Raw genomic sequence first — 22,178 nt, 5'->3', positions numbered from 1 at the left:
GGAGTGTCCATGATTTCGTTGCCTATCGATGTTCTGCTGCCCGCCCTGCGCGAGACCCTGGCCCACCGCGACGAGGCAGTGCTGGAGGCGCCGCCCGGTGCCGGCAAGACCACCCGGGTGCCGCTGGCGCTGCTGGACGAGCCCTGGCTGGCCGGGCAGCGCATCATCATGCTCGAGCCCCGGCGCCTGGCCGCACGGGCCGCCGCCGAGCGCCTGGCCAGCGAGCTGGGCGAGGCCGTGGGCGAGACGGTGGGCTACCGCATCCGCCTGGAAAGCAAGGTCAGCGCTCGCACTCGCATCGAAGTGGTGACCGAAGGTGTCCTTGCCCGGCGCCTGCAGGACGACCCGACCCTGGAAGGCATCGGCCTGCTGATCTTCGACGAATTCCACGAGCGCAGCCTGGATGCCGACCTGGCCCTGGCCCTGGCGCTCAATGGCCGGGCGATGTTCCGCGGTGAGGACGCCGGCGAGCCGCCGCTGAAGATCCTGCTGATGTCGGCAACCCTGGAAGGCGAGCGCCTGGCCGGGCTGCTCGACGATGCGCCGGTGCTGCGCAGCGAGGGGAGGATGTTCCCAGTGACCATGAACTGGGGCGCGCCGTACCAGGCCGGGGAGTGGGTCGAGCCGCGGGTGCTGTCCACCGTGCTCCAGGTGTTGGCAGAGGAGCCGGGCAGCGTGCTGGTGTTCCTGCCGGGGCAGGCGGAGATCCGCAGGGTGGCCGAACAATTGGCAGAGGCCCTGGCGGGGCGTAGCGACATCCTGCTGTGCCCGCTGCACGGTGACCTGGCCCTGGCCGCCCAGCGCCAGGCCATCGAACCGGCCCCGGCGGGCCTGCGCAAGGTGGTGCTGGCGACCAACATCGCCGAGACCAGCCTGACCATCGACGGCGTGCGCGTGGTGGTGGACGCCGGCCTGGCACGGGTGCCGCGCTTCGACCCGGGCAGCAGCATGACCCGCCTCGACACCCAGCGGATTTCCCGGGCTTCGGCGACACAGCGCGCCGGCCGGGCCGGACGCCTGCAGCCGGGCGCCTGCTACCGCCTGTGGTCGCAGGCGCAGCATGAGCAACTGGCGGCCTATTCGTCGGCGGAAATCCTTCAGGCCGACCTCGCCGGGCTGGCCATGCAATTGGCCCGCTGGGGCGTTCAGCCGGACGAGCTGGACTGGCTCGACCCACCGCCGGCTGCGGCGTTTGCCCAGGCCCGCGACCTGCTCGGGCGCCTGGGGGCGCTGGACGAGCGGGGCAGCCTGACCGCCCACGGCCAGGCCATGGCCGAGCTGCCCGCCCACCCGCGCATCGCCCACCTGCTGTTGCGGGCCCAGGCGCTGGGGCTGGGGGCCTTGGCCTGCGACCTGGCGGCCCTGCTGGGTGAGCGCGACATCCTGCGCGGCGCCGGTGCCGACCTGCACAGCCGCCTGGCCTTGCTGTCCGGCGAAAGCAAGGCGTCGCGGGGCGCCGCCAGTGGCGTACAGCGCACCCGGCAACTGGCCCGGCAGTTCCAGGGCTACCTCAAGGGCGTACCGGTGACCACGCCGGTGGCCGATCCCGATCACCCGCGCTGGCTGGGGGCCCTGCTGGCGTTCGCCTACCCGGACCGGGTCGCCCAGCAGCGGCGTGAGGGCGGCGCCGAGTACCGACTGGCCAACGGTCGCGCGGCCCAGTTCGGCGAGCCCGATGGGCTGATGAAGGAACCCTGGCTGGTGGTGGCCGACCTGGGCAGTCGCCAGGGCCAGCGGGAAGAACGCATCTACCTGGCGGCGGCGCTCGACCCGGCGCTGTTCGACGGTGTACTGGCCGAGTTGATCCGCGACCACCAGGTGCTCGACTGGGACGAGCGTGAAGGCGTGCTGCGCGCCGAGCGCCAGCGCAAGCTGGGGGAGCTGGTGTTGGCGCGCGAAGCCCTGCCGGGGCTGGATGACGAAGCCCGGGGCCGCGCCCTGGTCGGCCTGGTGCGGCGCAAAGGGCTGGAACTGCTGCCCTGGACCCCCGAGTTGCGCCAGTGGCAGGCGCGGGTGACGCTGCTGCGCGGCCTCGACCTGGCGGAGAAAGGCGAAAGCGAATGGCCAGACGTCTCCGACCCGGCCCTGCGTGCCAGCCTGGAGACCTGGCTGGCGCCGTACCTGGGCAAGGTCAACCGGCTCAGTCACTTCGCCAACCTGGAACTGGCCAGCATCCTTCACAACCTGCTGCCCTGGCCCCTGCCGCAGCGCCTCGACGAACTGGCGCCCAAGGCCCTGGCGGTGCCGTCCGGTTCGCGCATCGGCCTGGACTACAGCGAGCAGCCGCCGGTGCTGGCGGTGCGCCTGCAGGAGCTGTTCGGCCTGGCGCAGACCCCGCGCATCGCCAACGGCCGCCAGCAGGTGCTTCTGCACCTGCTGTCTCCGGCACGTCGCCCGGTGCAGGTGACCCAGGACCTGGCGAACTTCTGGGCCAGCACCTATGCCGAGGTCAAGAAAGACCTCAAGGGCCGGTACCCTAAGCACTACTGGCCGGACGACCCGCTGATCGCCGAGCCCACTGCCCGGGCCAAGCCCCGTTCCTGATCGGCGCTGCGGCAGTCCTGTTCCCTCTGCGGTTGGGTCACCGTCGAATCCAGGCGGGCAGCCGCAGCGTGAAGCGTCGCGGGACGTGCCGATAGGCCGTGGGCGCCGGCACGGTCAGCTGGATTTCGGTGCCACACTGGGCGCCTCGCTGAATCGACAGGCGTCCGCCGATCTTGCGGGTGCGCTCCTGCATGCCGCACAAGCCCCAGTGCCTGGGGCGGGCATTGGGTGGCAGGAACCGCGGGTCGATGCCCTTGCCATCATCGGCAATCGTCAGCTGAAAGGCGTAGCGGGTGTAGCGGATGCGGATTTCCACGTTCTGCGCATGGGCATGCCGGGCGGCGTTCACGAGCGCTTCGCGGCCGATCCGGTAGCTTTCTTCCCAGACGATCGGGTGCAGCGGGCGTGGCGAGCCCTGGCTGCTCAGGACAAAGTGCGCATTGCCCTCTCGCTGTAGCTCGCAGGTGACGGCGGACAGCGCATCCACCAGGTCCTGCGTCGGTTCGTTCAGGTCCCGCAGGTCATTGACGCGGTCGCGGGCTTCCGCCAGGACCTGGTCCGCACGGTCCATTGCCTTCTCCATCTTGCAGCGTGCGGGATGCGTACTGGGGATCTGCTCGGTCACGACCTGGAAACTCAGCATGAGCCCCTGCACGCCTTGCAGCAGGGTGTCATGCAGCTCGCGGGCGATGCGCTCACGCTCGGTGTGCCGCTCCTCGAGGCGGGCGTGCAGGTGCTCGGCGGACCGGCGCACGTTGAACCGATGCAGCAACCACAGGATGCCCGCCACGACGATGCCGCTCAGCACCAGAAAGAGCGGGGTGCGGTAGAAGACTGGCTGGATGCTGAAGCGGAGCACCGTTTCCTCGGCGCTCAAACCGCCCTTGGCCATGAACGCCTTGTGGTCGCGTTCCTGTATCTGCGGTGCCGGGGGAGGCACCTGACTAATCTCCTTGCCGCTCGTACCGATCCACATCGCCCCGGTGCCATCGAACAACAGGCCGTTGGTGTGATCGATGACGTTCACCTGGATCGGCTCACCGCTCGTGGCGGGCAGGATTCGGCGCAGCGAGTCGCCGAAGCGTTCCATCACCCAGATGGAGCCATCCGGGGCCTGGGCCATCTGGCTCACCCAGCCGACCTCGATGTCCGCATCGATGAACGCGCGGGCGCCAGGCGGCAGGTAGAGCAGGCGGTTCTCATTGGCTGCCCACAGCGTCCCCTCGCGGTCGACGAATACGGCGCGGGCATTTTCTCCCGGCATGTTCCAATCGGCACCGATGCGTTGCCAGGCTGTACCGTCGAAACGCGCTAAGCCATCGTTTGCCGCGACCCAGACCGCGCCGCTGTGATCCTTCGCGATGCCGTAGATCACGCCACCGGGCAACCCGGCACTGACCGGATAACTGACCAGGCCGGTCTCGGTGATCAGGCTCATGCCCCCGGTTCGCAGGCCGGCCCACAAGCCTTCATCGGCTGCCTTGAGTGCGGAAACGATGCCCAGCGGCTTGCCGTCGGGCGGGGTGTAGCGTGTGAAGTGCAGGCCATCGAAGCGGTAGAGCGAGTCGTTGGTGCCGAGCCAGAGATAGCCATCCCGGGTCTGCGCCAGCGCGCCGACCTGGCTGGGGCCGTCATCGGCGACGGTCCAGCGGTGATGCTCGCGCCTGTCCAGTGAACTGCCAGACGCCGTGACCGACGCACTGCACAGTGACAGACAGGCCAGGAGCAGCGGGATGGCCAGCGCCGCGCCCGCACGGCGGCCGGTTCCACCGGTGGACATCTGCTGCCTGATTGGGAAATCACTCACTACGCTGGCCGCCGCGTGAACCTGAGTCCGGAACCATCCCGCCGAGCTGGCGCCCGGACCGGGTGGGCGAACTCCGCAGAGGGAGTCGGTACACTAGGAACAAAGTGGTCCGGCAGGTAGGGCCATATAAGCGAAATTGCTATGGACCATTATGGGCAAGGGTAAATTTTCGTCGGGTGTGGACCTTCCGCTGCCGGTGAGCGCGCCGGGCGTAACGAAGCAGGAGCAGGCCTACCAGGCCATCCGCGATGCCATTCTCAACGGCCTGCTCCAGGCGGCTGACCGATTGCCGTCGTCGCGTGTGCTGGCGCAGCGCTGGGGCGTCTCGCGGGGCACCGTGGAAAGTGTCTTCGAGCGCCTGCAGCTCGAGGGCTACATCGTGCGCAAGGTCGGTTGCGGCAGCCTGGTCAGTGCGGTCGTGCCAGACAACTACCTGAAGGCCGTTGACGATGGGCGGACGGACGCGCCGTCGCGTGAGCCGGTCGAGCAGGCACCGGTCCAGCAGGTGCGCGATTACCGGGCTCAGGTGGGGGTGCCGTTCGTCGCGCGGCTGGCCAATCCGTTGCTCATCTCGCCTGTCGAATGGGCCGCGCACCTGCAGCGGGCCATGGCGTCGATGCAGCCCGAGCAGATGTGCAGGATCGAGCCACAGGGCGCGTTGGCCCTGCGCAGCCAGATTGCCAGGTACTTGCGCAATCACCGTGGGATCGACTGCGACGCCGAACAATTGCTGATCACCAACGGCATTCGCCACAGCATCGATCTGGTGGCGCGCTGTGTGTTGGCGCCGGGGGACCCCGTGTGTGTCGAAGACCCCGGCTACACCGCTGTCCATCGGATCTTCGAGAAGGCCGGCGCCACGCTGTCTTACGCCCCGATCGATCAGGCCGGAATCGACCTGCGCGGCGTCCCCAACCTGGCCGACTGCCGATTGGCCTATGTCACGCCCGCCCATCAGTCGCCCCTGGGGGTGATCATGTCGGCCACGCGCCGCCTGGAGCTGCTGGACTGGGCGCAGCGCCAGAATGCCTGGGTCATCGAGGATGACTACGACAGTGAGTTCAATTACCAGAGTGCGCCGCTGCCGGCCTTGAAATCCATTGATTCGATGAACCGCGTCATCTACTGCGGCAGTTTCAACCAGGCGCTGTTCTCCAACCTGCGGCTCGGCTACATGGTGGCGCCACCGGAGCTGCATCAGCGCATCCTGACCTTGTGGCACACGGTAGGGCGTAGCGTGGGTGTTTCGGAGCAGCTCGGCCTGGCGGCGTTCATGCAGGGGCCGGCGTTCCTCAGGCACCTGCGCCGAGCCCGCCAGGAGTACCAGGTGCTGCGCGATACCGTGCTCGACACCTTGAAGGCCGAAGCTCCGGGGCGCTACCGCATCAGCGGCGAGCACGCGGGGTTCCAGCTGATCCTCTGGCTGTCGCCGGACCAGGATCAGGACGCCCTGGTCCGGGAGGCCGAGACACTGGGGATACTGCTGCAACCCCTTCGACAGTACTGCCGCACCATCGACCTGGCGCCTGCGTTCGTACTGGGGTTTGCCGCCTTGACCCGGGTGCAGGCCAAGACCGCGGCTCGCCACCTCGCCCGATTGCTGCGCTGAGGCATCCGTGGCGTCCCGGGCCTCTCCTGACAAAATTGTCAGGAAGCGGTCAGCTCCGGGACACGTGGCGCTCCCTAGACTGCAACCTTCGACCTGACCGGTGCGGCTGAACGACGGCACGCCGGTCGTGGGAACTTCGTAGAAGGAGGCTGTGGTGAGCCAATTCCGTTACTCGGTTACCGATGACCTGTCCGAGCCGTTGCTGGAAATGACGGCGATCCTGTCGCGTTTCGCGCCGAGCGACGGTGCGCACCGCACGCCGATCGCACCTTTGCAACTGATCCGAAACGGCGCCATGGTCGAGACGTTCCAGGCGGAGCAGAAACCGGCCCTGTACGTGGTCATCCAGGGGCAGCAGGAAGTGCGTCTGCGGGACGAGCGCTACCGCTTCGGCAGCCTGGAGTGCCTGCTGGTCACCCAGGCGCAATCGCTGGTGTTTCGCTCCGAAGAGGCGTCGCAGAGCCGTCCGCTGCTGCTGATCCGGCTGGACATCGAGCCGGCGATCATCAGCCAGTTGATCTTCGACGCCGACCTCAAGCACCTGCTGAAGAAAAAGCCGTCTTCCGGGCTGCATGTCGAACCGCTCGACCTGCCGTTGCTGGAGGCGATGCTGCGCCTGTTGCGCCTGCTGGACACGCCCCAGGACATCGCCATGCTGGCGCCCCTGGCCTACAAGGAAATCCTCTATCGGCTGCTGCGTGGCCAGCACGGTCACCAGCTGCGCGACGTGGTCATGGTCAATTCCCAGAACCACCGGGTAGCGCAGGCGGTGGAGTGGCTGAACCAGCATTTCCGCCAGCCGTTGCGCATCGAGGAACTGGCCCAGCGCATCAACCTCTGCACCTCCAGCCTGCACCACCGTTTCAAGGAAATGACCGGCATGAGCCCGCTGCAGTACCAGAAGCGGCTGCGCCTGGAAGAGGCGCACCGGCTGATGCTGCAGGAGCGGGTCGAGGCCTCGGTGGCCTGTTACCGCGTGGGCTATGAAAGCCCGTCGCAGTTCAGCCGTGAGTACAGCCGCTTCTTCGGTGCCTCGCCGCGCAACCACATCGTGGCATTGCGGCGTGCGAGCCTCTGATCGAACAAGCTTCATCCGTTCTGCCATTGCCGGGCCTCAGTGCCCGGTTTTTTTATGGCTGCCATCGCGGCTGTCGAGCGGGCAAAAAAAGGCCGCTTATCCAAAGCGGCCGGAATATGGCACCGAGTTACGGGAGCGAAGCAGGGTCTCGGGCCACAGGAAGCAGGGGGTGTTTCAGCAGTCCTTGGTTTTCTCCGCCTTGCGCGCAGCGTTGTTGTCGGCGACGGCTTGCGCCTGGGCCGCTGACTGGTGTTTCTGCTGCAGGGCTTCGGTGCGGGCCACGAAGGCCGGGGATTCTTCGGCGGTGCTGAACTGGGCGGCGGCCAGCAAGGTCAGGGCCAGGGTGGTCATCAGCAGTTTGGTTCGCATGGGGCAGGTCTCCATCTCTAGGTTCTGGGGCCAGTATGAAGAGCGCCCGGCAGGGCCTGTTAGTCCATTACTGCAAGGCAGTTGCCTGATTCTCTCCACCTGCTTTCGGCGTGAGCGGCAGGGCCGGTGCGGCGGCATTCAGCACCTCGAACATCACGCCGTTCTGCCATTCGAAGTACGGGTTGTAGGTCAGCCGGGCATGGAATTTCCCGGCCTCGCGGTAACCCCAGTCCGAGTACCAGACGGTCTCGCCCGCCTGGCACGCCGCCATGCCCTGGTCGTCCTGGCCGTTCCAGCAGATCCGCTGCGCGCCGTTCGCGCCGTAGAGCGGGTTGCCGGGCGAGAACAGCACGCCCATGTGGGAAAACTGGCTGATCCGCTGTTCGGGCAGGGCGTCGCTGCGCGTCAGTACCCGTGGAGTCTGGGGCATGTCTGGAACTGGGCTGCCGTACCACACCAGGCGGCTGGCCGGGTGGGTGAAGCGCCGGGTAAAGGTGTCGCGGATGTGCGCGGTGTCCAGCACCGAATCATGCTGGGCGGCCACCACCAGCACCGGTTTGTCGTAGCTGCCGGTGTTCAGCCGGGCCTGGACCGCCACGCTGCTGCGGTAGAACTGGGCGAAGGCGTTTGTCGGCACATTCAGGTAGCGCACCGGCGTCTGTGATGGCCGGCCGGGGCCTGGGGCGCGCAGCCAGGGCTTGGCCCAGGCGATCATCGAGGGCAGCCAGTCATAGGCGGTGTCGGACTTGAACGCCGGCGAGAACAGCAGCAGGCCGTCGACCTCCGGGTGTTCGTAGGCGTAGTCCAGCACCAGGTTGGCCCCGGTGGAAAACCCGCCCAGGTAGACATTCGGTACCTCACGGGCAAGCACGGCGGCCTGTTCGCGCAGCAGTTGGCGCCATTGTTCGATGCGGGTGTCCAGCAGGTCGGCGGGTTTGCTGCCATGGCCGGGCAGCAGCAGGGTGCGGACCAGAAAGCCTTGTCGGGCCAGACTCGGGCCAAGGTCGCTGAACGACCAGGGCGAGTCGCCCAGGCCATGGACCAGCAGGATGCCGCGGCTGGGCGGTTGCTCGGGGCGCCATTCCTGGGGTGCGTTCCAGTCCAGTTCGGCGGCGTGGTCAGGGCTCTGGAACTCACGGGCGTGCTGCAGCCACTGGCGGGTTTGCTCCCGGTAGGCGGCAAAGCTGGTCTGCCCCAGGGGCAGCGAGGCGCCCTGGCCATGAGCGGCGTCGACCTGGGCGATGGCCAGGGCGGCGAGAAGCAGGGATAAACGGGGTGTGTTCATGGCGGCCCTGGCCGAGGATGATGCGCGATTGTCGGTGCCGGCGCCGCCCGGGAACAGCGCCAAAACTCCGGAATGCTTGCCTGATCCTGCGCGGCGTGAGGGCCATGTGCGCCTTCCTGACAAAATTGTCAGGAAGCGGTCAGCCGGCGGACACCCTGGCCTGTATAGACTGGAGAGCGCGGTGAGCAGCAGCCGGTCGGCTGCTGGTTGCGCGCGCGCCGGTTCGCGTGTCGTATACCGCCACTTACAGAGGAGTTGCCGAATGCGTTTGCTCATGGTCGAGGACGAAGAAAAGACGTCCTCATATGTGCATCGGGGCTTGAGCGAGCTCGGGTATATCGTCGACGTCGCGCACAATGGCATCGACGGGCTGCACTGTGCGCTGGAGATCGATTACGACGTGGTGATCCTCGACGTCATGCTGCCGGGCAAGGACGGCTACGGCGTGCTGCAGGGCCTGCGCCTGCAGAAGAAGACCCCGGTCATCATGCTCTCGGCCCGCGGCACCGTGGACGATCGCGTGCGCGGCCTGCGCGAGGGCGCCGACGATTACCTGGGCAAGCCGTTTTCCTTCGCCGAGCTGGTGGCGCGCATCCAGGCGCTGATCCGCCGTCGCGCTGCCGATACCGCCGACCTCACGCACCTGTGCATCGACGACCTGGAAATGGACCTGCAGGCGCGCAAGGTGACCCGCGCCGGGATGCGCCTGGACCTCACCGCCAAGGAGTTCTCGCTGCTGAGCCTGCTGGCGCGGCACCAGGGCGAAATCCTCTCCAAGCTGATGATTGCCGAGCAGGTCTGGGACATGAATTTCGACAGCGACGCCAACGTGGTGGAAGTGGCGATCAAGCGCGTGCGCGCCAAGGTCGACGCCCCCTACGCGCGCAAGCTGCTGCATACCGTGCGTGGCATGGGCTACGTGCTGGAAAGCCGCGAAGAACAGCCGCGGCAGGGCAGTGTCGCCGGATGAGGGGCTCGATCGCCAAGCGCCTGGCGCTGATGTTCGCCATGGCCGTGCTGCTGATCACGGCAGTCAGTGCGGTGCTGCTGCGCTGCTCGCTGCAGCAGTCGCTGGAAACGCAGATGCACAACGAACTGGTCCTGCGCCATTCGGTGCTCGACCCGTTGCTCTCCAAGTATGAGTCGCCCGCGGTCTGGGTCGGCGTGCACCAGAAACTGGACAGCCTGACGCCCACCGACGAGCGCGTGCGCTACTGGGTGCTCAGCGACGATTCGAACTACAGCTATGGCGGCGCCATGCCCGATGGCCAAGACCGCTCGCGGCAGCCGGACGGTTTTTCCATCATGGAGGTGCCGGAACAGCACTGCCCCATGGTGCTGCTGACCAAGACCATCCCGGCCATGGGCAGCCGCCCGGAGCTGCGCTTCATCGTCGCCCTGGATTCGACCCCCTTCATGGCCACCCTGAGCACCTTCACCGAAACCCTGGTCCTGACCTCGGCCCTGGGCGTGGTGCTGGTGGCCCTGCTCGGCTACTGGATCGCCCGGTTCGGCCTGGGGCCGGTGCAGCGCCTGAGCCGCCAGGCCAATAGCCTGCCGCCCGGCGATTCGAAGCAGCGCCTGGACACCAGCGCGCTGCCCCACGAGCTGCTGGAGCTGGCGGTGTCGTTCAACGGCGCCTTGGCGCGCCAGGAGACCGCCTGGTGCCAGCTCGAAGGTTTCAATGCCAACGTCGCCCATGAACTGCGCACGCCGTTGACCAACCTGATCGGCCAGACCCAGGTCGCGCTGGCCCACGAGCGCGATCTGAACGAGCTGCAGGACCTGCTGCAATCGAACCTGGAAGAACTGGAACGCATGGGCAACATCGTCAACGACATGCTGTTCCTGGCCGGTGCCGAAAGCGGCCAACGGGCCACCGAACTGAGCGATGTATCGCTGTACGAGGAAGCGTCCAAGACGGTGGAGTACCTGGAGCCGGTGCTGCTCGACAAGCAACTGACGGTGGTGATCGAAGGGGACATGCGGGTGCGCATCGACCGGCGCCTGTTCCACCGGTCCCTGGCCAACCTGCTGCAGAACGCGGCACGCTACGCGGCGCCGGACAGCACCATCACCGTCAGCCTGGTGAGCAACGGCCTGCAGGCCGAGGTGAGCGTGTCCAACGCCGGCGAGCCCATCGACAGCGTGCACCTGGAGCACCTGTTCGAACGCTTCTACCGCGCCGACGCGGCCAGGGCGCGCAGCGACGCGCACCATGGCCTGGGCCTGTCCATCGTGCGCGCCGTGGCGTCCATGCACGGCGGCCGGGTGTTCGCCCGCAGCGAGGCCGGCCTGAACACCTTCGGCTTTTCCCTGACCAGCGAATCCCTCGGCTGATCCTCCCGTCACCGCCTGCGTTCGCCCGGACCCAGGCGGTTGACATCTTCCTGTCAGGCGGCAGTCACCCTGACGTCAGCGGCCCCCCCTTAACGTGTCACCCACATCAGAACCGTTCAGGCTGCGGGTCATCAGCCGTTGTGGAGTGCACATGAACATCCGTCCGTTTTCCTTCGCTGGCCTGCTGGTCGTCGTCCTGGCCAGCCCGTCGCTGTTCGCCGAAGAACGCTCCGACACCCCGGCCTACCGCTACGGCAGCGAGCTGGACGTGGCCCGGGTCATCCGTATCGAAGAACCGCAGCCGACGACCTGCGAGGTGGTGCAGGCCACGATGACCTACGAGACCTCCCGCGGGGACATCGAGACCCTGACGTTTCTGAAAGAAGCCAGTGTCTGCATCAGCAACGGCTAGTGGTTGGAACCTGCGGGTGGTGCAAGGCGGCGCGGGGGCTGTGCGCGGAGGGGGCGACGAGGCATAGTGCCGATTCGACCGTCGCCTTCACACGAGCCCACCATGAAGACCTCATTCGAAAGTGTCCTCAAGTGCAAGAACCTCATGCACCTGGACAAGGCCGCCAGTACGCCCACGAACCCGCCGGTGCGGCGGGTTTCGTTCATCCTGCGCGAGCACTTTTCCATGATGGCCTTCACCGGCGCGGTGGATGCGCTGGTGACCACCAACCTGATGAGCCCATCGCCGGTGTTCCAGGTGCAGGTGGTCGGCGGCGACAGCAAGCAGGTCGTCAGCGACCTGGGTATCGCCATTTCCACCGACGTGTCCCTGGCCGAGCTGGATGAGAAGCAGGCGGACATCCTCATCGTCTGCGGCGGTTTCCGCGTGCGCCTGGACAGCGAACCCCTGCTGCGCAGCAAACTGCGCCGTGCCGATACTGCCGGCGCGATGCTTGGCGGGCTGTGGAACGGTGCCTACTTCCTGGCCGAGGCCGGCCTGCTGGACGGGCATGACTGCGCCTTCCACCCCGATGGCCGGGCGATGGTCGCCGAGCTGTTTCCGCGGGTCCGGGTGACCAACCTGTCGTTCGCCCATTCGTCCCGGCGGATCAGCTGCGCCGGGGCCAACAGCTCGCTGGGCATGATGCTGGAAGTGGTCGGCAGCATCGTCGGGCCGGAGGTGCGCAATGCGGTCGAGGAGGTGCTGGGCTGCGACAAGAAACCGGAGATCACCGATGTCTCGGTGGTGCCGATCGGGCTTCATCCGACGCTGCCGCAGGCGCTCAAGGTCGCACTGGAGCTGATGCACAACAACATCGAAGACCCCATCGAGATCGCCGAGATCGTCCGCTACAGCGGCATTTCCCGGCGTCATCTGGAGCGGCTGTTCCAGCGCCATGTGCATGCCACGCCGCCGCGCTATTACCTGGAGCTGCGGCTCACCCACGCCCGGCAACTGCTGCAGCACACCAACCGTTCCCACCTGGAAATCTCGGTGGCGTGCGGGTTCGCCACCGTCTCGCACTTTCACCGATGCTTCCGCGAAAAGTTCGATATCGCCCCGGGGCAGTTCCGCAGCCGCGTCCAGCTCAACGCCCGGCCGGTGTAGGCCGTGCTCAGGGGATCGGCAGGCTGAGGTCCTCACCCGCGGCCTGCAATTCCTCATACGCGCGGTCCAGGGCATCGCGCAGCGCTTCGGCCCCCGGGGCGTGGCGTGACAGGATGAATTTCATGGGCATGCGCTGCAGTTGCACGAACGGCAGCTCGCTCATGCCCAGCCGCCGGCGGGCCTGTTCCACCGGTGCCTGGTAATCCAGCAGGAAGTCCGCCCGGCGCCGTTGCAGCATTTCCAACGCCGCGGTGTGCGTGCGGGTGCGGTGCTGGGTGATGCCCAGGGCCGGGTCGTTGATCAGGTCGTTGCTCTGGCGCCAGTAGGTGTAGCCGCTGATCAGGATCACCCCTCGGCCCTTCAGGTCCTCGGGAATCCGCGGCAGCAGGGTGTCGCGGCGAAAATACAGGTTGAGGACCATCTCGCCCAGCTGGGTGCGGCCTTCCAGGGTGTGGTCGACCAGTTCCGGCTTGCCGGGGGCGCCGGGCCACAGCTGCACGCTGCCGTCCTGCAGGGCGCCGTACAGGCGGGCGCCGGGGTAGGAACGCAGCTCGGCGCGGTAGCCGGCGTGTTCCAGCAGGCGCAGGGTCAGGTCGAGGATCGCGCCCCGGGGGCGGCCTTTGCTGTCACTGTAGGAATAGGGCGGAAATTCGTAATAGCCGACGCTGACCAGGGGGCTGGTGTCGTCGGGGGCGGGTTGCGCATGGCCGGGGCTGGCCCAGAGGCCCAGGGCGAGTAGCAGGCACGAAATGGTTCGCATGGATCAGGTAGCGGCTCACGACCGTCTTGTCATTGTTTCAGCGTAGTCGAGCATGGCGAAGTGCCAGAGGCTTTGTCCAGTGCCGTCCAGCCGGCCGGTTGCCGCTCACTCGAGCGGCAGCAGCAGGCGCGCCAGGACCGGCAGGTGATCGGAAATGGCCAGGGTGTCGTGCTGGCGCACGCTGGCGTCCAGGCGCGTGAGCTGCGGGCTGTGGAACAGGTAGTCGAGGGTCCGGTCAGGCCCCTTCACGCCAGGGTCGTTGGGGTAATGGGTGTACCACTGGGCCCGCTGCGGCCCGCTGGCCTGGTGCAGGTCGGGGACCATCGGGTAGCGCTCGGCCAGGCCGCGCAGTTCGCCTTCCGGGGCGTACCAGCTGCGTTGTTCAGGCGGCAGTTGGCGGTACTGGCCCGGCGGCAGCAGGTTGAAGTCGCCGCCGAGCAGCCAGGGCGTGCGTTTGGCCTGCAGCCGGTCGAGCAGGGCGGTGGTCATCGCCACCTGGCGCTGCATGGTGTCGTCGCCCTGGGCGAAGGCATCGAGGTGGGTGTTGATCGCCGCCAGGCGGCCGCCGTCGCGCAGCGGCAGGTAGCTGACCAGCAGAGCGCGTTTCAGGTCGAACGGCCGGCTCAGCAGGGTGCCAGGCATCTCCGGCAATTGCAGGCGTTCGGCCCGCTCGATGCGGTAGCGGCTCAGGGTGCCGAGCTTCATGCCGACGCTGCCCAGGATGCGCGGGTGCGGGACGAAGGCGGACTTCCAGTAGAAGGCCTGGGCGCTGCAGGGGTAGACGCCCTGCAGGCGCTCCTGCAGCAGGGCCAGTTGATCCTGGTAGTCACTGGCCTTGGCGCCGTCGTGCAGTTCCTGCAGCAGCAGGATGTCCGGCTGCTCCTCGCGCACCACCCGCACCACCTCGTCCAGGGTGCGGGCCAGGTCGTCGCTGCTGGGGCGGCTGTCCGGGCCATCCCCACTGGCCAGGTCGTACCAGAACACATGGCGCTTGCCGGCCAGGTACTGCACGTTCCAGGTCATCACCTTGAGGGCCTGGCCCGGTTGCAGCAGCGGCGCCTTGCCGGTGCAGCTCACGGCCACGTCCTCCTGCGGGGCGGGGCGCCAGGCCAGGGCGTAGAACAGCACGGGCACCAGGCCGCACAGGATGAGCAGGGCGATCAGGGTACGGCGCAGAAAACGGGAGGCGGTCATGGACGGGCGTGGTCAGGGGCTGGCATGGCGCCGAGCATACCCGAGAACGCCGATGCCTCGCTGCAGGCAAACCGGCCATCGGCGGCGGCAGATCGCCGGCAGCGCCGGTGCTCAGGCCCCTGGCGGCGAATGGATGTCATTGAGATATCATGCACAACGGCACGCCACGCGGTATTGTTGCCGACAAAAAAGAGCAGGTCCCTGCCGCCTGCCTGCACGCCGTCACTTTTTTGCGTCATCCGGGGAGCGTTCATGTATCGCGAGGTGTTCGACCGCAAGGCGGTGTTGCCGCCCTTGCCCGCTGTGCGTGCGGGACGCCCCTGATGCGTGCGCCGTGGCTGCTGTGCCTGCTGCTGTTCAGCCTGTCGCTGCGGGCAGCCGAGCCAGCGCCACTGGTGGTGATGACCGACCTCTGGCCCCCGTTCCGCATGCAGGGGGCGGACGGCTCGCTGCAGGGCCTGGACATCGACCTGCTGAATGAACTGAGCGCACGCACCGGGTTGCGCTTCGATGTGCAGCGCGCGCCCTGGGCGCGGGGTCTGGCGGAACTGCAGCAGGGGCGTGCCGACCTGATGACCGGCCTGGCGAAAACCCCCGAGCGTGAGGCCTACATCCACTACCTGGCGCAGCCCTACTACGCCTGTTCGCCCCGCTTCTACGCCACACCGGTGCACGCCGCCTCGCTTAACCGCTACGAGCAACTGAACGGGCTGCGCATCGGCTACGTGCTGGAGTCGGCCTATTTCGAACCGTTCGATTCCGACACGCGCCTGAACAAGGTGGCGGTGACCACCGAGACCCAGTTGCTGGAGATGCTGACCCGCGGGCGCCTGCAGGCGGTGATCGGCACCGATTGCCAGGTCGATTACCAGCTGCAGGAGTCGGCCTGGCGCGGCCAGGTGGCCAAGGCGGTCTACCAGCCGGACGCGCGCACCGAGCTGTACATCGGCTTTTCCCGTCTGCGCAACCGGCAGGTCGAATACCGCACCCTCAGCGAGGCCCTCGAGCAGTTGCGCGCCGAGGGCTGGATCACCCGCGCGGCGCGCCGCTACCAGGGCGAGACGCCCTGATCAGTGTTCGTGGGGCGTGCCGTACAGCGCCTCGATCAGCGCCAGGTCCCAGAACGCCGCCTCGATCTTGTGCCCGTCCAGGTCCCTGACGAAACAGCCGTAGTAGGGTTCGCCGTATTCGGGGCGCGGGCCCGGGGCGCCTTCGTCGGTGGCCCCGGCGGCCAGCGCCGCGGCGTGGAAGGCATGCACGGCGGCCTTGTCCGGGGCCACGAAGCCGAAGTGAGTGCCGTTGCCGACGTTCGCCGGCTGGCCGTTGATCGGCGTCTGCACCCAGAACTCCGGGTACTCGCGACCGAAGGCCACGGCGCCGGGGTGGGCGAGAATGCGTTTGCAGCCGAGGCATTGCAGCACCTGGTCGTAGAAGGCCACCGCCTCGTCGAAGCGGTTGGTGCCGATGGAAATGTGCGACAGGATGCTCGGGTTGGTATCCGCCATGGGGCGTGCTCCTTGGGTGACGATCCCCAAGCCTAGCAGGCCCCCGGGCCGGCGCGGTCAGGCCCGCTGCGGCAGGGCGTCGCGCAACATGAACAGGCGGAACAGCACCACCGTGGAGAACAGCTGGAAGAAGCGGCCGATGGTGCCGAACAGCAGCTCGGCCAGTGCGTTCGGCTCGCTGCCATCGCCCTGGACCCGCCACAGCTCGAAGCCCCAGACCGGCAGCATGACGCACAGCACGCACAGCAGGATCGGCCAGAAGAAGCCGCTGGTGAGCGTGAAACTCTGGTACAGCGCGCGCAGCGGGGTCACGCCGCGCAGCACCAGCAGGTAATCGGCGAAGGCCAGCTTGATCATGATCCAGATGCCCGGCAGCACGTACAGGTACACCCCCGCCAGGGTGGCCAGGGTGGTGGCGCCGGCGAGGATGGCGAAGCGTGGCCACAGTTGCAGGCTGCGGGCCAGCAGCTCGCGGTCGCTGGGCATTTCGCCGCCACTGCTGCGGGCGTTGAGGAACAGGATCAGCGCCCCGGTATAGAGCGGGTAGAAGAACAGGCCGACGAGCAGGCCGTGGGGCGCGTTGGAGTCGTTGCCCAGGGCCTCGCTGACCTGGTACTGCACCAGGGTCTCGAGGAACACCAGCGGCAGGCACAGTCGTGCGATCGACACCAGGTGAGTGCTGAAGAAGAACCAGGTGTCGCGCAGGGCGTGGAAAGCATTCATCGGGGCGTAGTCGGGCTCGGTGGACAGGCCGCCACTCTAGCCGATCGTCCGGGGGGCTCCAAACGCACCCGGTAGCAATTCGTGACAACCCAGCACCTGGGCGTACTCGTCGCGCAGGTTGGCCATGGCCATGTCGTGCACCTCTTCGGCACTGCGCAGGCGCCCGGCCAGGTCGCATTTGGCGAAGGTGTAGCAGGCGTCCGCCACCACCTGGGTGACGAACCCGAGGTTGCTGGCGGTGCGGGCGGTGGCCTCCACCGAGTTCTCGCTGGCGACGCCGACGATGACTACTCGACGAATGCCGCGGGCGTGCAGCCAGCGTTCCAGGCCGCTGTGGATAAACGCATCGGTGACGTTCTTTTCGAACACGGCTTCGTCGGGCAAGGGCGCCAGCGCGGGCTGGAACAGCACCCCGGGCTGTCCCGGCGCGAACACCGAGTCGGCCTGCCGCGAGATGTGGCGGATATGCACGCGGGGCCAGTCGGCGTGTCGCCAGTGCGTGAGCAACCGGGCGATGCGCGCTTCGGCATCGGGGTTGTTGCGCGGCTTGCCGGTCTGCTGGATGCCTTGCTGCATGTCGATGATCAGCAGGGCGCCGAGCGATTCATGGAGCTGCATGTCGACTGTCCTGTGCCGGAGGCTGTCATACTGGGCGCCGACTTTAACCCGCCCGCTGCCCGCCGAGGATCCCCGGTGAAGAAAATCGCTGTGTTCGCCGATGTCCAGAACCTCTACTACACCGTGCGCCAGGCCTACGGCTGCCACTTCGACTACGCCGCACTGTGGGCCGACATCAGCCAGCACGGGCAGATCGTCGAGGCTTATGCCTATGCCATCGATCGCGGCGATGCCAAGCAGCAGCAATTCCAGCAGATCCTGCGCAACCTCGGCTTTACCGTGAAGCTGAAACCCTTCATCCAGCGCAGCGATGGCTCGGCCAAGGGCGACTGGGACGTGGGCATCACCATCGACATCATGGACGCCGCGCCCCGGGTCGACACGGTGGTGCTGGCCTCCGGCGACGGCGACTTCGACCTGTTGCTGGAGAAGATCCGCAGCAGCCAGGGTGTCGAGGCCGTGGCCTACGGCGTGCCCGGCCTGACCGCGCAATCGCTGGTGCGCGCCGCCAGCCGCTACGTGCCCATCGAGGGCGCTCTGTTGTTGAGAAACTGAACCATGTTTGCAGAACGCATTGCCGTCATCGATTTCGAAACCACCGGCATGTCCCCGGCGCAGCAGGCCCGGGCGACCGAGATCGGCGTGGCCATCGTCGAGGACGGACGCATCGTCGACCGCTACCAGAGCCTGATGAACAGCGGCGCCTGGGTGCCGCCGTTCATCGAACAGCTCACCGGCATCAGCAACGCCATGCTGCGCACCGCGCCGCCGGCCGAGCAGGTGATGAACGAGGTGGCGGATTTCGTCGGCGATATCCCGCTGCTGGCGCACAACGCCGCCTTCGACCAGAAATTCTGGGACGCCGAGCTGGGGCTGATCCGCCGTCAGCGCCGCCAGGCTTTCGCCTGTTCGCTGCTGCTGTCGCGGCGCCTGCTGCCCCAGGCACCCAGCCACAAGCTGGGCAACCTCAACCGCTGGGCGCAACTGCCGGACACCGGCAAGGCGCACCGGGCCCTGGCCGATGCGGAGATGGCGGCCAACCTGCTGTGCTTCATGGGCGCACTGCTGCGCGAGCGGCACGGCATCGCCGAGCTGTCCCACGGCCTGCTGTGCAGCCTGCAGAAAGTGCCGGCGGCGAAGATGGCGCAGACCCTGCAGCGCATCCGCGGCGCCTAGCGTCGCGGCCTTGGTCGCGGTCGCGGCTGAAGCCCCTCCCACCAAGCGGGTTATCCGCCATTGCCCGTTGAAGAAGGCGGGCTTGCGGGGTGCAGGCAGGATAAACTGTGCGCCATCGCTTACTGCCCCGTCCGGTTGGAACCTATGACCTTTGCCTCCCTTGGCCTGATCGAGCCGCTGCTGCGCACCCTCGAAAGCCTCGACTACAAGACCCCGTCGCCCGTGCAGGCCCAGGCCATCCCGCCGATCCTCAAGGGCCGCGACCTGATGGCGGCGGCGCAGACCGGCACCGGCAAGACCGCCGGTTTTGCCCTGCCGCTGTTGCAGCGCTTGATGATGGAGGGGCCGCAGGTCGCCAGCAATTCGGTGCGCGCCCTGGTGCTGGTGCCGACCCGCGAGCTGGCCGAGCAGGTGCAGCAGAGCTTCCTCACCTACGGCCAGGACCTGCCGCTGCGCAGCTACGCGGTGTACGGCGGCGTGAGCATCAACCCGCAGATGATGAAGCTGCGCAAGGGCCTGGACGTGCTGGTCGCCACCCCCGGTCGGCTGCTCGACCTGTACCGGCAGAACGCGGTCAAGTTCAACCAGCTGCAGGCCCTGGTGCTCGACGAAGCCGACCGCATGCTCGACCTGGGCTTCGCCCGCGAGCTGGACGAGTTGTTCGTCGCGCTGCCGAAGAAGCGCCAGACCCTGCTGTTCTCCGCCACCTTCTCCGACGCCATCCGCGCCATGGCCGGCGAGCTGCTGCGCGACCCGCTGTCGATCGAGGTCAGCCCGCGCAACGCGGCGGCCAAGTCGGTCAAGCAGTGGCTGATTCCGGTGGACAAGAAGCGCAAGACCGAGCTGTTCCTGCACCTCTACCAGAGCAAGCGCTGGAGCCAGGTGCTGGTGTTCGCCAATACCCGCAAGGGCGTGGATGAGCTGGAAAACGAGCTGCTGCGCCAGGGCATCGCCGCCGACTCGATCCACGGCGACAAGCCGCAACCGACCCGCCTGCGCGCCCTGCAGCGCTTCAAGGCCGGCGAGGTCAAGGTGCTGGTGGCCACCGACGTGGCGGCCCGCGGCCTGGACATCGACGACCTGCCGCTGGTGGTCAACTTCGACCTGCCGATCGTCGCCGAGGACTACGTGCACCGCATCGGCCGCACCGGCCGTGCCGGCGCCACGGGCCAGGCGGTGTCCCTGGTGTGCGCGGACGAGGTGCAGCTCCTGTCGGCCATCGAGGCATTGATCCAGCAGGTGCTGCCGCGGGTCGACGAGCCGGACTTCATCCCGGATCACCGCGTGCCGCAGACCGTGGCGGGTGGCGTGGTGGTGAAGAAGCCGAAGAAGCTCAAGCAGAAAACCGTGCCCGGCGCCGGCAAGGGCAAGATCCACCTGGGCAACTGGTTCGAGTCCGACGACACCCCGGCGCCCAAGGCCGTGCGCAAGGTGCCGAGCTTCGGCGGCAAGCCGAAGAAGGGCGGCAAGAAACCGTAGGACGGGCGACGCCCAGGGCGTAACCCGCAGGCAAGCCGGTCAACGGGAGCGGTGATACCTGCCGAGTGGTGGAAAACGCTGCGCGGTTTTCCACCCTACGTGGCCTTGAGATGGCACCAGAGTGTGGGCGGACAACGCGAAGCTTGTCCGCCGTAACCGACAGGCACAGCAGATCATCTGGTGGAAAATGCTTTGCGGTTTTTCGCCCTAGGTGTTCTGCGCGATGCGCCAGAGCACGCCGCTGGGGTCGGTGACCATGAACTCGCGCATGCGCCAGGGCTGGTCCTGGGGCGGTACGAGGCGGCTGCCGAAACGCTCGTCGAGCTTCGCCTGCATGAGGGTGTCCCACCAGGCATCGACGTCCTCGACCAGCAGGTGCATGACGAAATTGTCGGCCAGCTCCTTGACGTAGAAATTCTTCAGCAGGAAGGCGCAATGGTCGCCATGGCTGAAGTAGGCCAGCTGGTCATCGGCCCAGCCGGGCTTGAAGCCCATGGCCAGGTAGAAGGCTTTGCTCCGTTCATAGTCCCGGGCCGGGACGAAGGTTTTCAGTTCGACGCTCTGCAACATCACGGGACCCTTGTCGACGGTGGTGTTCACAGGCTGTTCATCCGGTCATGCCGGCCCTCTGGCGGGGCCTGGCGAAGCGGCAGGTTAGCGCTGGGCCCGTGCCGCTTCCAGCTGTTTCTTGTGGGTCGCGGCGGCGGTCATGTCGTAGATCACCACGCACAGGTGCTCCACCGCGCCGCTGGCGCCGGCCAGGGGCAGCAGGGTGACGTTCTGGTACATGAACGGCTCCTGGCCGGTGATCGGCTGGTAGTTCTTGAAGTGCACCAGGTAGGGCCGCTGCTCCCACAGGCTGAAGGCGCGGGTGCCGAGCTGCACCACGGTGTCCACCTTGCGCGTGAGCCAGGCCCGGTCGATCTCCGGGAACAGCTCGAACAGTGGCCGTCCGTGCACCTCGTCGGGGCCCAGGCCGGAGTGGTTTTCCATGAAGCTGTTCCACACCTCCACCCGGTACTGGCGGTCGAGCACGATCACCCCGACGTCGATGCATTGCACGATGTCGAGCAGCCAGTGGACCTCTTTGATGTCGATCTGGGTGGGCATGGGGTCAGCTCATCAGGTAATGGATCTTGTCGTTCAGGCGCTTTATCGAGTCTTCGGTGAACAACAGCAGCAGGTCGAAGTGGATGTCGTGCTCCTCCAGGCTGTAGCTGATCTCCACGGCCAGGGTTTTCTTCCAGCGCTGGCGGTTGAGCTGGATCAGCTGTTCGATGGCCGCGTGCTGGCCCAGCAGCATCGGGTGGCCCTGGGAAAAGCGCACGTCGATCTGCTCGGCAATGCCGGCCAGGCAGGCGCCGATCAGGATGCTGGACAGGTCCAGGAGCATTTCCGACGTCTCGGTATCGTCCTGCGGCTGCCACTTGAGCAGGCGCGCCATGTCCGCCACTTCCGAATCGTGGAACAGCAGCAGCGCCTCGCCGGCGATGGCGTCGCCGATGAAGCCCTGGCACACCGCGCTCAGGCGTTCGCCACGCTGGGCGTCGACCAGGGTCATGTGCAGCTCGCTGACTTCGAAGATGTTCACCTGGGGCACCGGCAGTTGCACGAACACCCCCAGCACCTTGGCCAGCAGAGCGGCGGCGCGGCCCATGGCGACGTTGCTGACCTCGCGCAGGGCATCGCGGAAGCTGACCTTGAAGTCGTCCAGGGGCGCCGTCGGGGCGGGTACTGCCGGCGCGGCGTCGGGGATGAACAGGCCCAGTCCGATCAGGGTGTCGCGCAACTGTTGCGGGTCGGCGGGTTTCTTCAGGAAGGCCAGGGCGCCCAGTTCCTTGACCCGGCGGATGGCGTCGTCCTGCACGTCGCCGGACACCACGATCACCTGGCTCTGCAAGCCTTCGGCCTTCAGCGCGGCCAGGGTCTGGTAGCCGTCGAGCACGGGCATGGTCAGGTCGAGCAGCAGTACCTGGCCCTTGCCCTGGCGAATCGCTTCCAGGGCTTCCTGGCCATTGCCGGCCTGGCTCAGGGCAACCGGCCATTCGGCGGGCAGCGCGCGGATCAGTTGCTTGCGCGCCATGTTCGAGTCGTCGCAGACCAGCAGGGCAATCACGATCGGGTCAGGAC

At 67.2% G+C, this 22,178-nt stretch carries 22 protein-coding genes; 11 read left to right on the top strand and 11 right to left on the bottom strand.

The annotated features are described in order from the left end of the window. Nucleotides 1-9: 9 nt before the first annotated feature. Nucleotides 10-2,544, top strand: coding sequence for an ATP-dependent helicase HrpB (gene hrpB / locus N5C28_RS05875; protein ID WP_279821009.1), 2,535 nt, complete (start codon nucleotides 10-12; stop codon nucleotides 2,542-2,544). 37 nt (nucleotides 2,545-2,581) lie between these two features. Here hrpB and N5C28_RS05870 read toward each other — a convergent pair whose 3' ends face one another. Next, nucleotides 2,582-4,324 carry a two-component regulator propeller domain-containing protein gene (locus N5C28_RS05870; protein ID WP_279821008.1) on the bottom strand — a complete coding sequence of 581 codons (1,743 nt, stop codon included), beginning with the start codon at nucleotides 4,322-4,324 and terminating at the stop codon, nucleotides 2,582-2,584. Nucleotides 4,325-4,502: 178 nt separating this feature from the next. Here N5C28_RS05870 and N5C28_RS05865 point away from each other — a divergent pair, with 178 nt between their 5' ends. Both N5C28_RS05865 and N5C28_RS05860 read left to right on the top strand, forming a co-directional pair. Beyond that, on the top strand, nucleotides 4,503-5,960 hold the full coding sequence (locus N5C28_RS05865) for a PLP-dependent aminotransferase family protein (protein ID WP_279821006.1): 1,458 nt from the start codon (nucleotides 4,503-4,505) through the stop codon (nucleotides 5,958-5,960). Between the two features lie 208 nt (nucleotides 5,961-6,168). Further along, nucleotides 6,169-7,038: an AraC family transcriptional regulator gene (locus tag N5C28_RS05860; RefSeq protein WP_279821078.1), complete on the top strand. Its 870-nt coding sequence runs from the start codon at nucleotides 6,169-6,171 to the stop codon at nucleotides 7,036-7,038. 174 nt (nucleotides 7,039-7,212) lie between these two features. Here N5C28_RS05860 and N5C28_RS05855 read toward each other — a convergent pair whose 3' ends face one another. Next, nucleotides 7,213-7,407 carry a hypothetical protein gene (locus tag N5C28_RS05855; protein ID WP_279821004.1) on the bottom strand — a complete coding sequence of 65 codons (195 nt, stop codon included), beginning with the start codon at nucleotides 7,405-7,407 and terminating at the stop codon, nucleotides 7,213-7,215. A gap of 67 nt (nucleotides 7,408-7,474) precedes the next feature. Next, nucleotides 7,475-8,692, bottom strand: coding sequence for an alpha/beta fold hydrolase (locus tag N5C28_RS05850; RefSeq protein WP_279821003.1), 1,218 nt, complete (start codon nucleotides 8,690-8,692; stop codon nucleotides 7,475-7,477). 262 nt (nucleotides 8,693-8,954) lie between these two features. Here N5C28_RS05850 and N5C28_RS05845 point away from each other — a divergent pair, with 262 nt between their 5' ends. The 4 genes from N5C28_RS05845 to N5C28_RS05830 all read left to right on the top strand — a co-directional run bounded on the left by N5C28_RS05845 (nucleotide 8,955) and on the right by N5C28_RS05830 (nucleotide 12,593). Then, nucleotides 8,955-9,662 (top strand): heavy metal response regulator transcription factor, encoded by a 708-nt coding sequence (locus N5C28_RS05845; RefSeq protein WP_279821001.1) that lies wholly within the window; start codon nucleotides 8,955-8,957, stop codon nucleotides 9,660-9,662. After that, the gene (locus N5C28_RS05840; protein WP_279820999.1) at nucleotides 9,659-11,032 is read left to right on the top strand and encodes a heavy metal sensor histidine kinase; all 1,374 of its coding nucleotides are present in this window, start codon (nucleotides 9,659-9,661) and stop codon (nucleotides 11,030-11,032) included. Before N5C28_RS05845 ends, N5C28_RS05840 begins: the two co-directional genes overlap by 4 nt. Nucleotides 11,033-11,183: 151 nt before the next feature. Then, complete coding sequence (locus N5C28_RS05835; RefSeq protein ID WP_279820997.1) at nucleotides 11,184-11,444, top strand: DUF2790 domain-containing protein; 261 nt, start codon at nucleotides 11,184-11,186, stop codon at nucleotides 11,442-11,444. Between the two features lie 102 nt (nucleotides 11,445-11,546). Beyond that, nucleotides 11,547-12,593 (top strand): GlxA family transcriptional regulator, encoded by a 1,047-nt coding sequence (locus tag N5C28_RS05830; RefSeq protein WP_279820995.1) that lies wholly within the window; start codon nucleotides 11,547-11,549, stop codon nucleotides 12,591-12,593. Nucleotides 12,594-12,600: 7 nt separating this feature from the next. On the opposite strand, the gene N5C28_RS05825 is transcribed toward N5C28_RS05830, so the two are convergent. Both N5C28_RS05825 and N5C28_RS05820 read right to left on the bottom strand, forming a co-directional pair. Continuing rightward, nucleotides 12,601-13,353 carry a transporter substrate-binding domain-containing protein gene (locus N5C28_RS05825; protein ID WP_279820993.1) on the bottom strand — a complete coding sequence of 251 codons (753 nt, stop codon included), beginning with the start codon at nucleotides 13,351-13,353 and terminating at the stop codon, nucleotides 12,601-12,603. Nucleotides 13,354-13,458: 105 nt separating this feature from the next. Continuing rightward, nucleotides 13,459-14,547, bottom strand: a complete 1,089-nt coding sequence (locus N5C28_RS05820) for an endonuclease/exonuclease/phosphatase family protein (protein ID WP_279820992.1) — start codon at nucleotides 14,545-14,547, stop codon at nucleotides 13,459-13,461. 323 nt (nucleotides 14,548-14,870) lie between these two features. Here N5C28_RS05820 and N5C28_RS05815 point away from each other — a divergent pair, with 323 nt between their 5' ends. Then, nucleotides 14,871-15,617 (top strand): transporter substrate-binding domain-containing protein, encoded by a 747-nt coding sequence (locus tag N5C28_RS05815; protein ID WP_279820990.1) that lies wholly within the window; start codon nucleotides 14,871-14,873, stop codon nucleotides 15,615-15,617. Here the strand turns inward: N5C28_RS05815 and N5C28_RS05810 are convergent, their stop codons facing one another. The 3 genes from N5C28_RS05810 to N5C28_RS05800 are packed head-to-tail and all read right to left on the bottom strand — an operon-like array spanning nucleotide 15,618 to nucleotide 17,393. Then, a complete protein-coding gene (locus tag N5C28_RS05810; protein ID WP_279820989.1) occupies nucleotides 15,618-16,052 on the bottom strand; it encodes a VOC family protein in 435 nt (144 codons plus the stop codon). It abuts the gene before it with no gap. A 57-nt stretch (nucleotides 16,053-16,109) separates the two neighbouring features. Then, nucleotides 16,110-16,775, bottom strand: coding sequence for a hypothetical protein (locus tag N5C28_RS05805; RefSeq protein ID WP_279820987.1), 666 nt, complete (start codon nucleotides 16,773-16,775; stop codon nucleotides 16,110-16,112). Between the two features lie 36 nt (nucleotides 16,776-16,811). Then, nucleotides 16,812-17,393 (bottom strand): cysteine hydrolase family protein, encoded by a 582-nt coding sequence (locus N5C28_RS05800; RefSeq protein ID WP_279820985.1) that lies wholly within the window; start codon nucleotides 17,391-17,393, stop codon nucleotides 16,812-16,814. Between the two features lie 75 nt (nucleotides 17,394-17,468). On the opposite strand from N5C28_RS05800, the gene N5C28_RS05795 reads away from it, so the two are divergent. The 3 genes from N5C28_RS05795 (at nucleotide 17,469) to N5C28_RS05785 (ending at nucleotide 20,048) form a co-directional block, all read left to right on the top strand. After that, nucleotides 17,469-17,948, top strand: a complete 480-nt coding sequence (locus tag N5C28_RS05795; protein ID WP_279820984.1) for an NYN domain-containing protein — start codon at nucleotides 17,469-17,471, stop codon at nucleotides 17,946-17,948. Between the two features lie 3 nt (nucleotides 17,949-17,951). Next, nucleotides 17,952-18,569, top strand: coding sequence for a 3'-5' exonuclease (locus tag N5C28_RS05790; protein WP_279820983.1), 618 nt, complete (start codon nucleotides 17,952-17,954; stop codon nucleotides 18,567-18,569). A gap of 144 nt (nucleotides 18,570-18,713) precedes the next feature. Continuing rightward, entirely contained in the window at nucleotides 18,714-20,048 is a 1,335-nt protein-coding gene (locus N5C28_RS05785) for a DEAD/DEAH box helicase (RefSeq protein ID WP_279820982.1), read from the top strand. Between the two features lie 207 nt (nucleotides 20,049-20,255). Here the strand turns inward: N5C28_RS05785 and N5C28_RS05780 are convergent, their stop codons facing one another. Genes N5C28_RS05780 through N5C28_RS05770 form a run of 3 tightly spaced genes read right to left on the bottom strand, consistent with a single transcriptional unit; the run spans nucleotide 20,256 to nucleotide 22,164 of the window. Further along, nucleotides 20,256-20,648, bottom strand: coding sequence for a VOC family protein (locus N5C28_RS05780; protein ID WP_279820981.1), 393 nt, complete (start codon nucleotides 20,646-20,648; stop codon nucleotides 20,256-20,258). Between the two features lie 54 nt (nucleotides 20,649-20,702). Next, entirely contained in the window at nucleotides 20,703-21,158 is a 456-nt protein-coding gene (locus tag N5C28_RS05775; RefSeq protein WP_279820980.1) for a PAS domain-containing protein, read from the bottom strand. Between the two features lie 4 nt (nucleotides 21,159-21,162). Further along, nucleotides 21,163-22,164, bottom strand: a complete 1,002-nt coding sequence (locus N5C28_RS05770) for a response regulator (RefSeq protein WP_279820979.1) — start codon at nucleotides 22,162-22,164, stop codon at nucleotides 21,163-21,165. Nucleotides 22,165-22,178: the final 14 nt, after the last annotated feature.

Origin of the sequence: Pseudomonas sp. GD03944 (genome assembly GCF_029839275.1) — a bacterium.
In the GTDB taxonomy this organism is placed as follows: domain Bacteria; phylum Pseudomonadota; class Gammaproteobacteria; order Pseudomonadales; family Pseudomonadaceae; genus Aquipseudomonas.
The sequence above is the reverse complement of the archived record's forward strand: the minus strand, read 5'-3'. Positions and strand labels throughout refer to the sequence as shown.

Bases quoted from the DNA above. Each gene is read 5' to 3' on its own strand.
- hrpB (WP_279821009.1), top strand. From the start codon at position 10: ATGATTTCGTTGCCTATCGATGTTCTGCTGCCCGCCCTGCGCGAGACC.
- N5C28_RS05870 (WP_279821008.1), bottom strand. From the start codon at position 4,324: ATGTCCACCGGTGGAACCGGCCGCCGTGCGGGCGCGGCGCTGGCCATC.
- N5C28_RS05865 (WP_279821006.1), top strand. From the start codon at position 4,503: ATGGGCAAGGGTAAATTTTCGTCGGGTGTGGACCTTCCGCTGCCGGTG.
- N5C28_RS05860 (WP_279821078.1), top strand. From the start codon at position 6,169: ATGACGGCGATCCTGTCGCGTTTCGCGCCGAGCGACGGTGCGCACCGC.
- N5C28_RS05855 (WP_279821004.1), bottom strand. From the start codon at position 7,407: ATGCGAACCAAACTGCTGATGACCACCCTGGCCCTGACCTTGCTGGCC.
- N5C28_RS05850 (WP_279821003.1), bottom strand. From the start codon at position 8,692: ATGAACACACCCCGTTTATCCCTGCTTCTCGCCGCCCTGGCCATCGCC.
- N5C28_RS05845 (WP_279821001.1), top strand. From the start codon at position 8,955: ATGCGTTTGCTCATGGTCGAGGACGAAGAAAAGACGTCCTCATATGTG.
- N5C28_RS05840 (WP_279820999.1), top strand. From the start codon at position 9,659: ATGAGGGGCTCGATCGCCAAGCGCCTGGCGCTGATGTTCGCCATGGCC.
- N5C28_RS05835 (WP_279820997.1), top strand. From the start codon at position 11,184: ATGAACATCCGTCCGTTTTCCTTCGCTGGCCTGCTGGTCGTCGTCCTG.
- N5C28_RS05830 (WP_279820995.1), top strand. From the start codon at position 11,547: ATGAAGACCTCATTCGAAAGTGTCCTCAAGTGCAAGAACCTCATGCAC.
- N5C28_RS05825 (WP_279820993.1), bottom strand. From the start codon at position 13,353: ATGCGAACCATTTCGTGCCTGCTACTCGCCCTGGGCCTCTGGGCCAGC.
- N5C28_RS05820 (WP_279820992.1), bottom strand. From the start codon at position 14,547: ATGACCGCCTCCCGTTTTCTGCGCCGTACCCTGATCGCCCTGCTCATC.
- N5C28_RS05815 (WP_279820990.1), top strand. From the start codon at position 14,871: ATGCGTGCGCCGTGGCTGCTGTGCCTGCTGCTGTTCAGCCTGTCGCTG.
- N5C28_RS05810 (WP_279820989.1), bottom strand. From the start codon at position 16,052: ATGGCGGATACCAACCCGAGCATCCTGTCGCACATTTCCATCGGCACC.
- N5C28_RS05805 (WP_279820987.1), bottom strand. From the start codon at position 16,775: ATGAATGCTTTCCACGCCCTGCGCGACACCTGGTTCTTCTTCAGCACT.
- N5C28_RS05800 (WP_279820985.1), bottom strand. From the start codon at position 17,393: ATGCAGCTCCATGAATCGCTCGGCGCCCTGCTGATCATCGACATGCAG.
- N5C28_RS05790 (WP_279820983.1), top strand. From the start codon at position 17,952: ATGTTTGCAGAACGCATTGCCGTCATCGATTTCGAAACCACCGGCATG.
- N5C28_RS05785 (WP_279820982.1), top strand. From the start codon at position 18,714: ATGACCTTTGCCTCCCTTGGCCTGATCGAGCCGCTGCTGCGCACCCTC.
- N5C28_RS05775 (WP_279820980.1), bottom strand. From the start codon at position 21,158: ATGCCCACCCAGATCGACATCAAAGAGGTCCACTGGCTGCTCGACATC.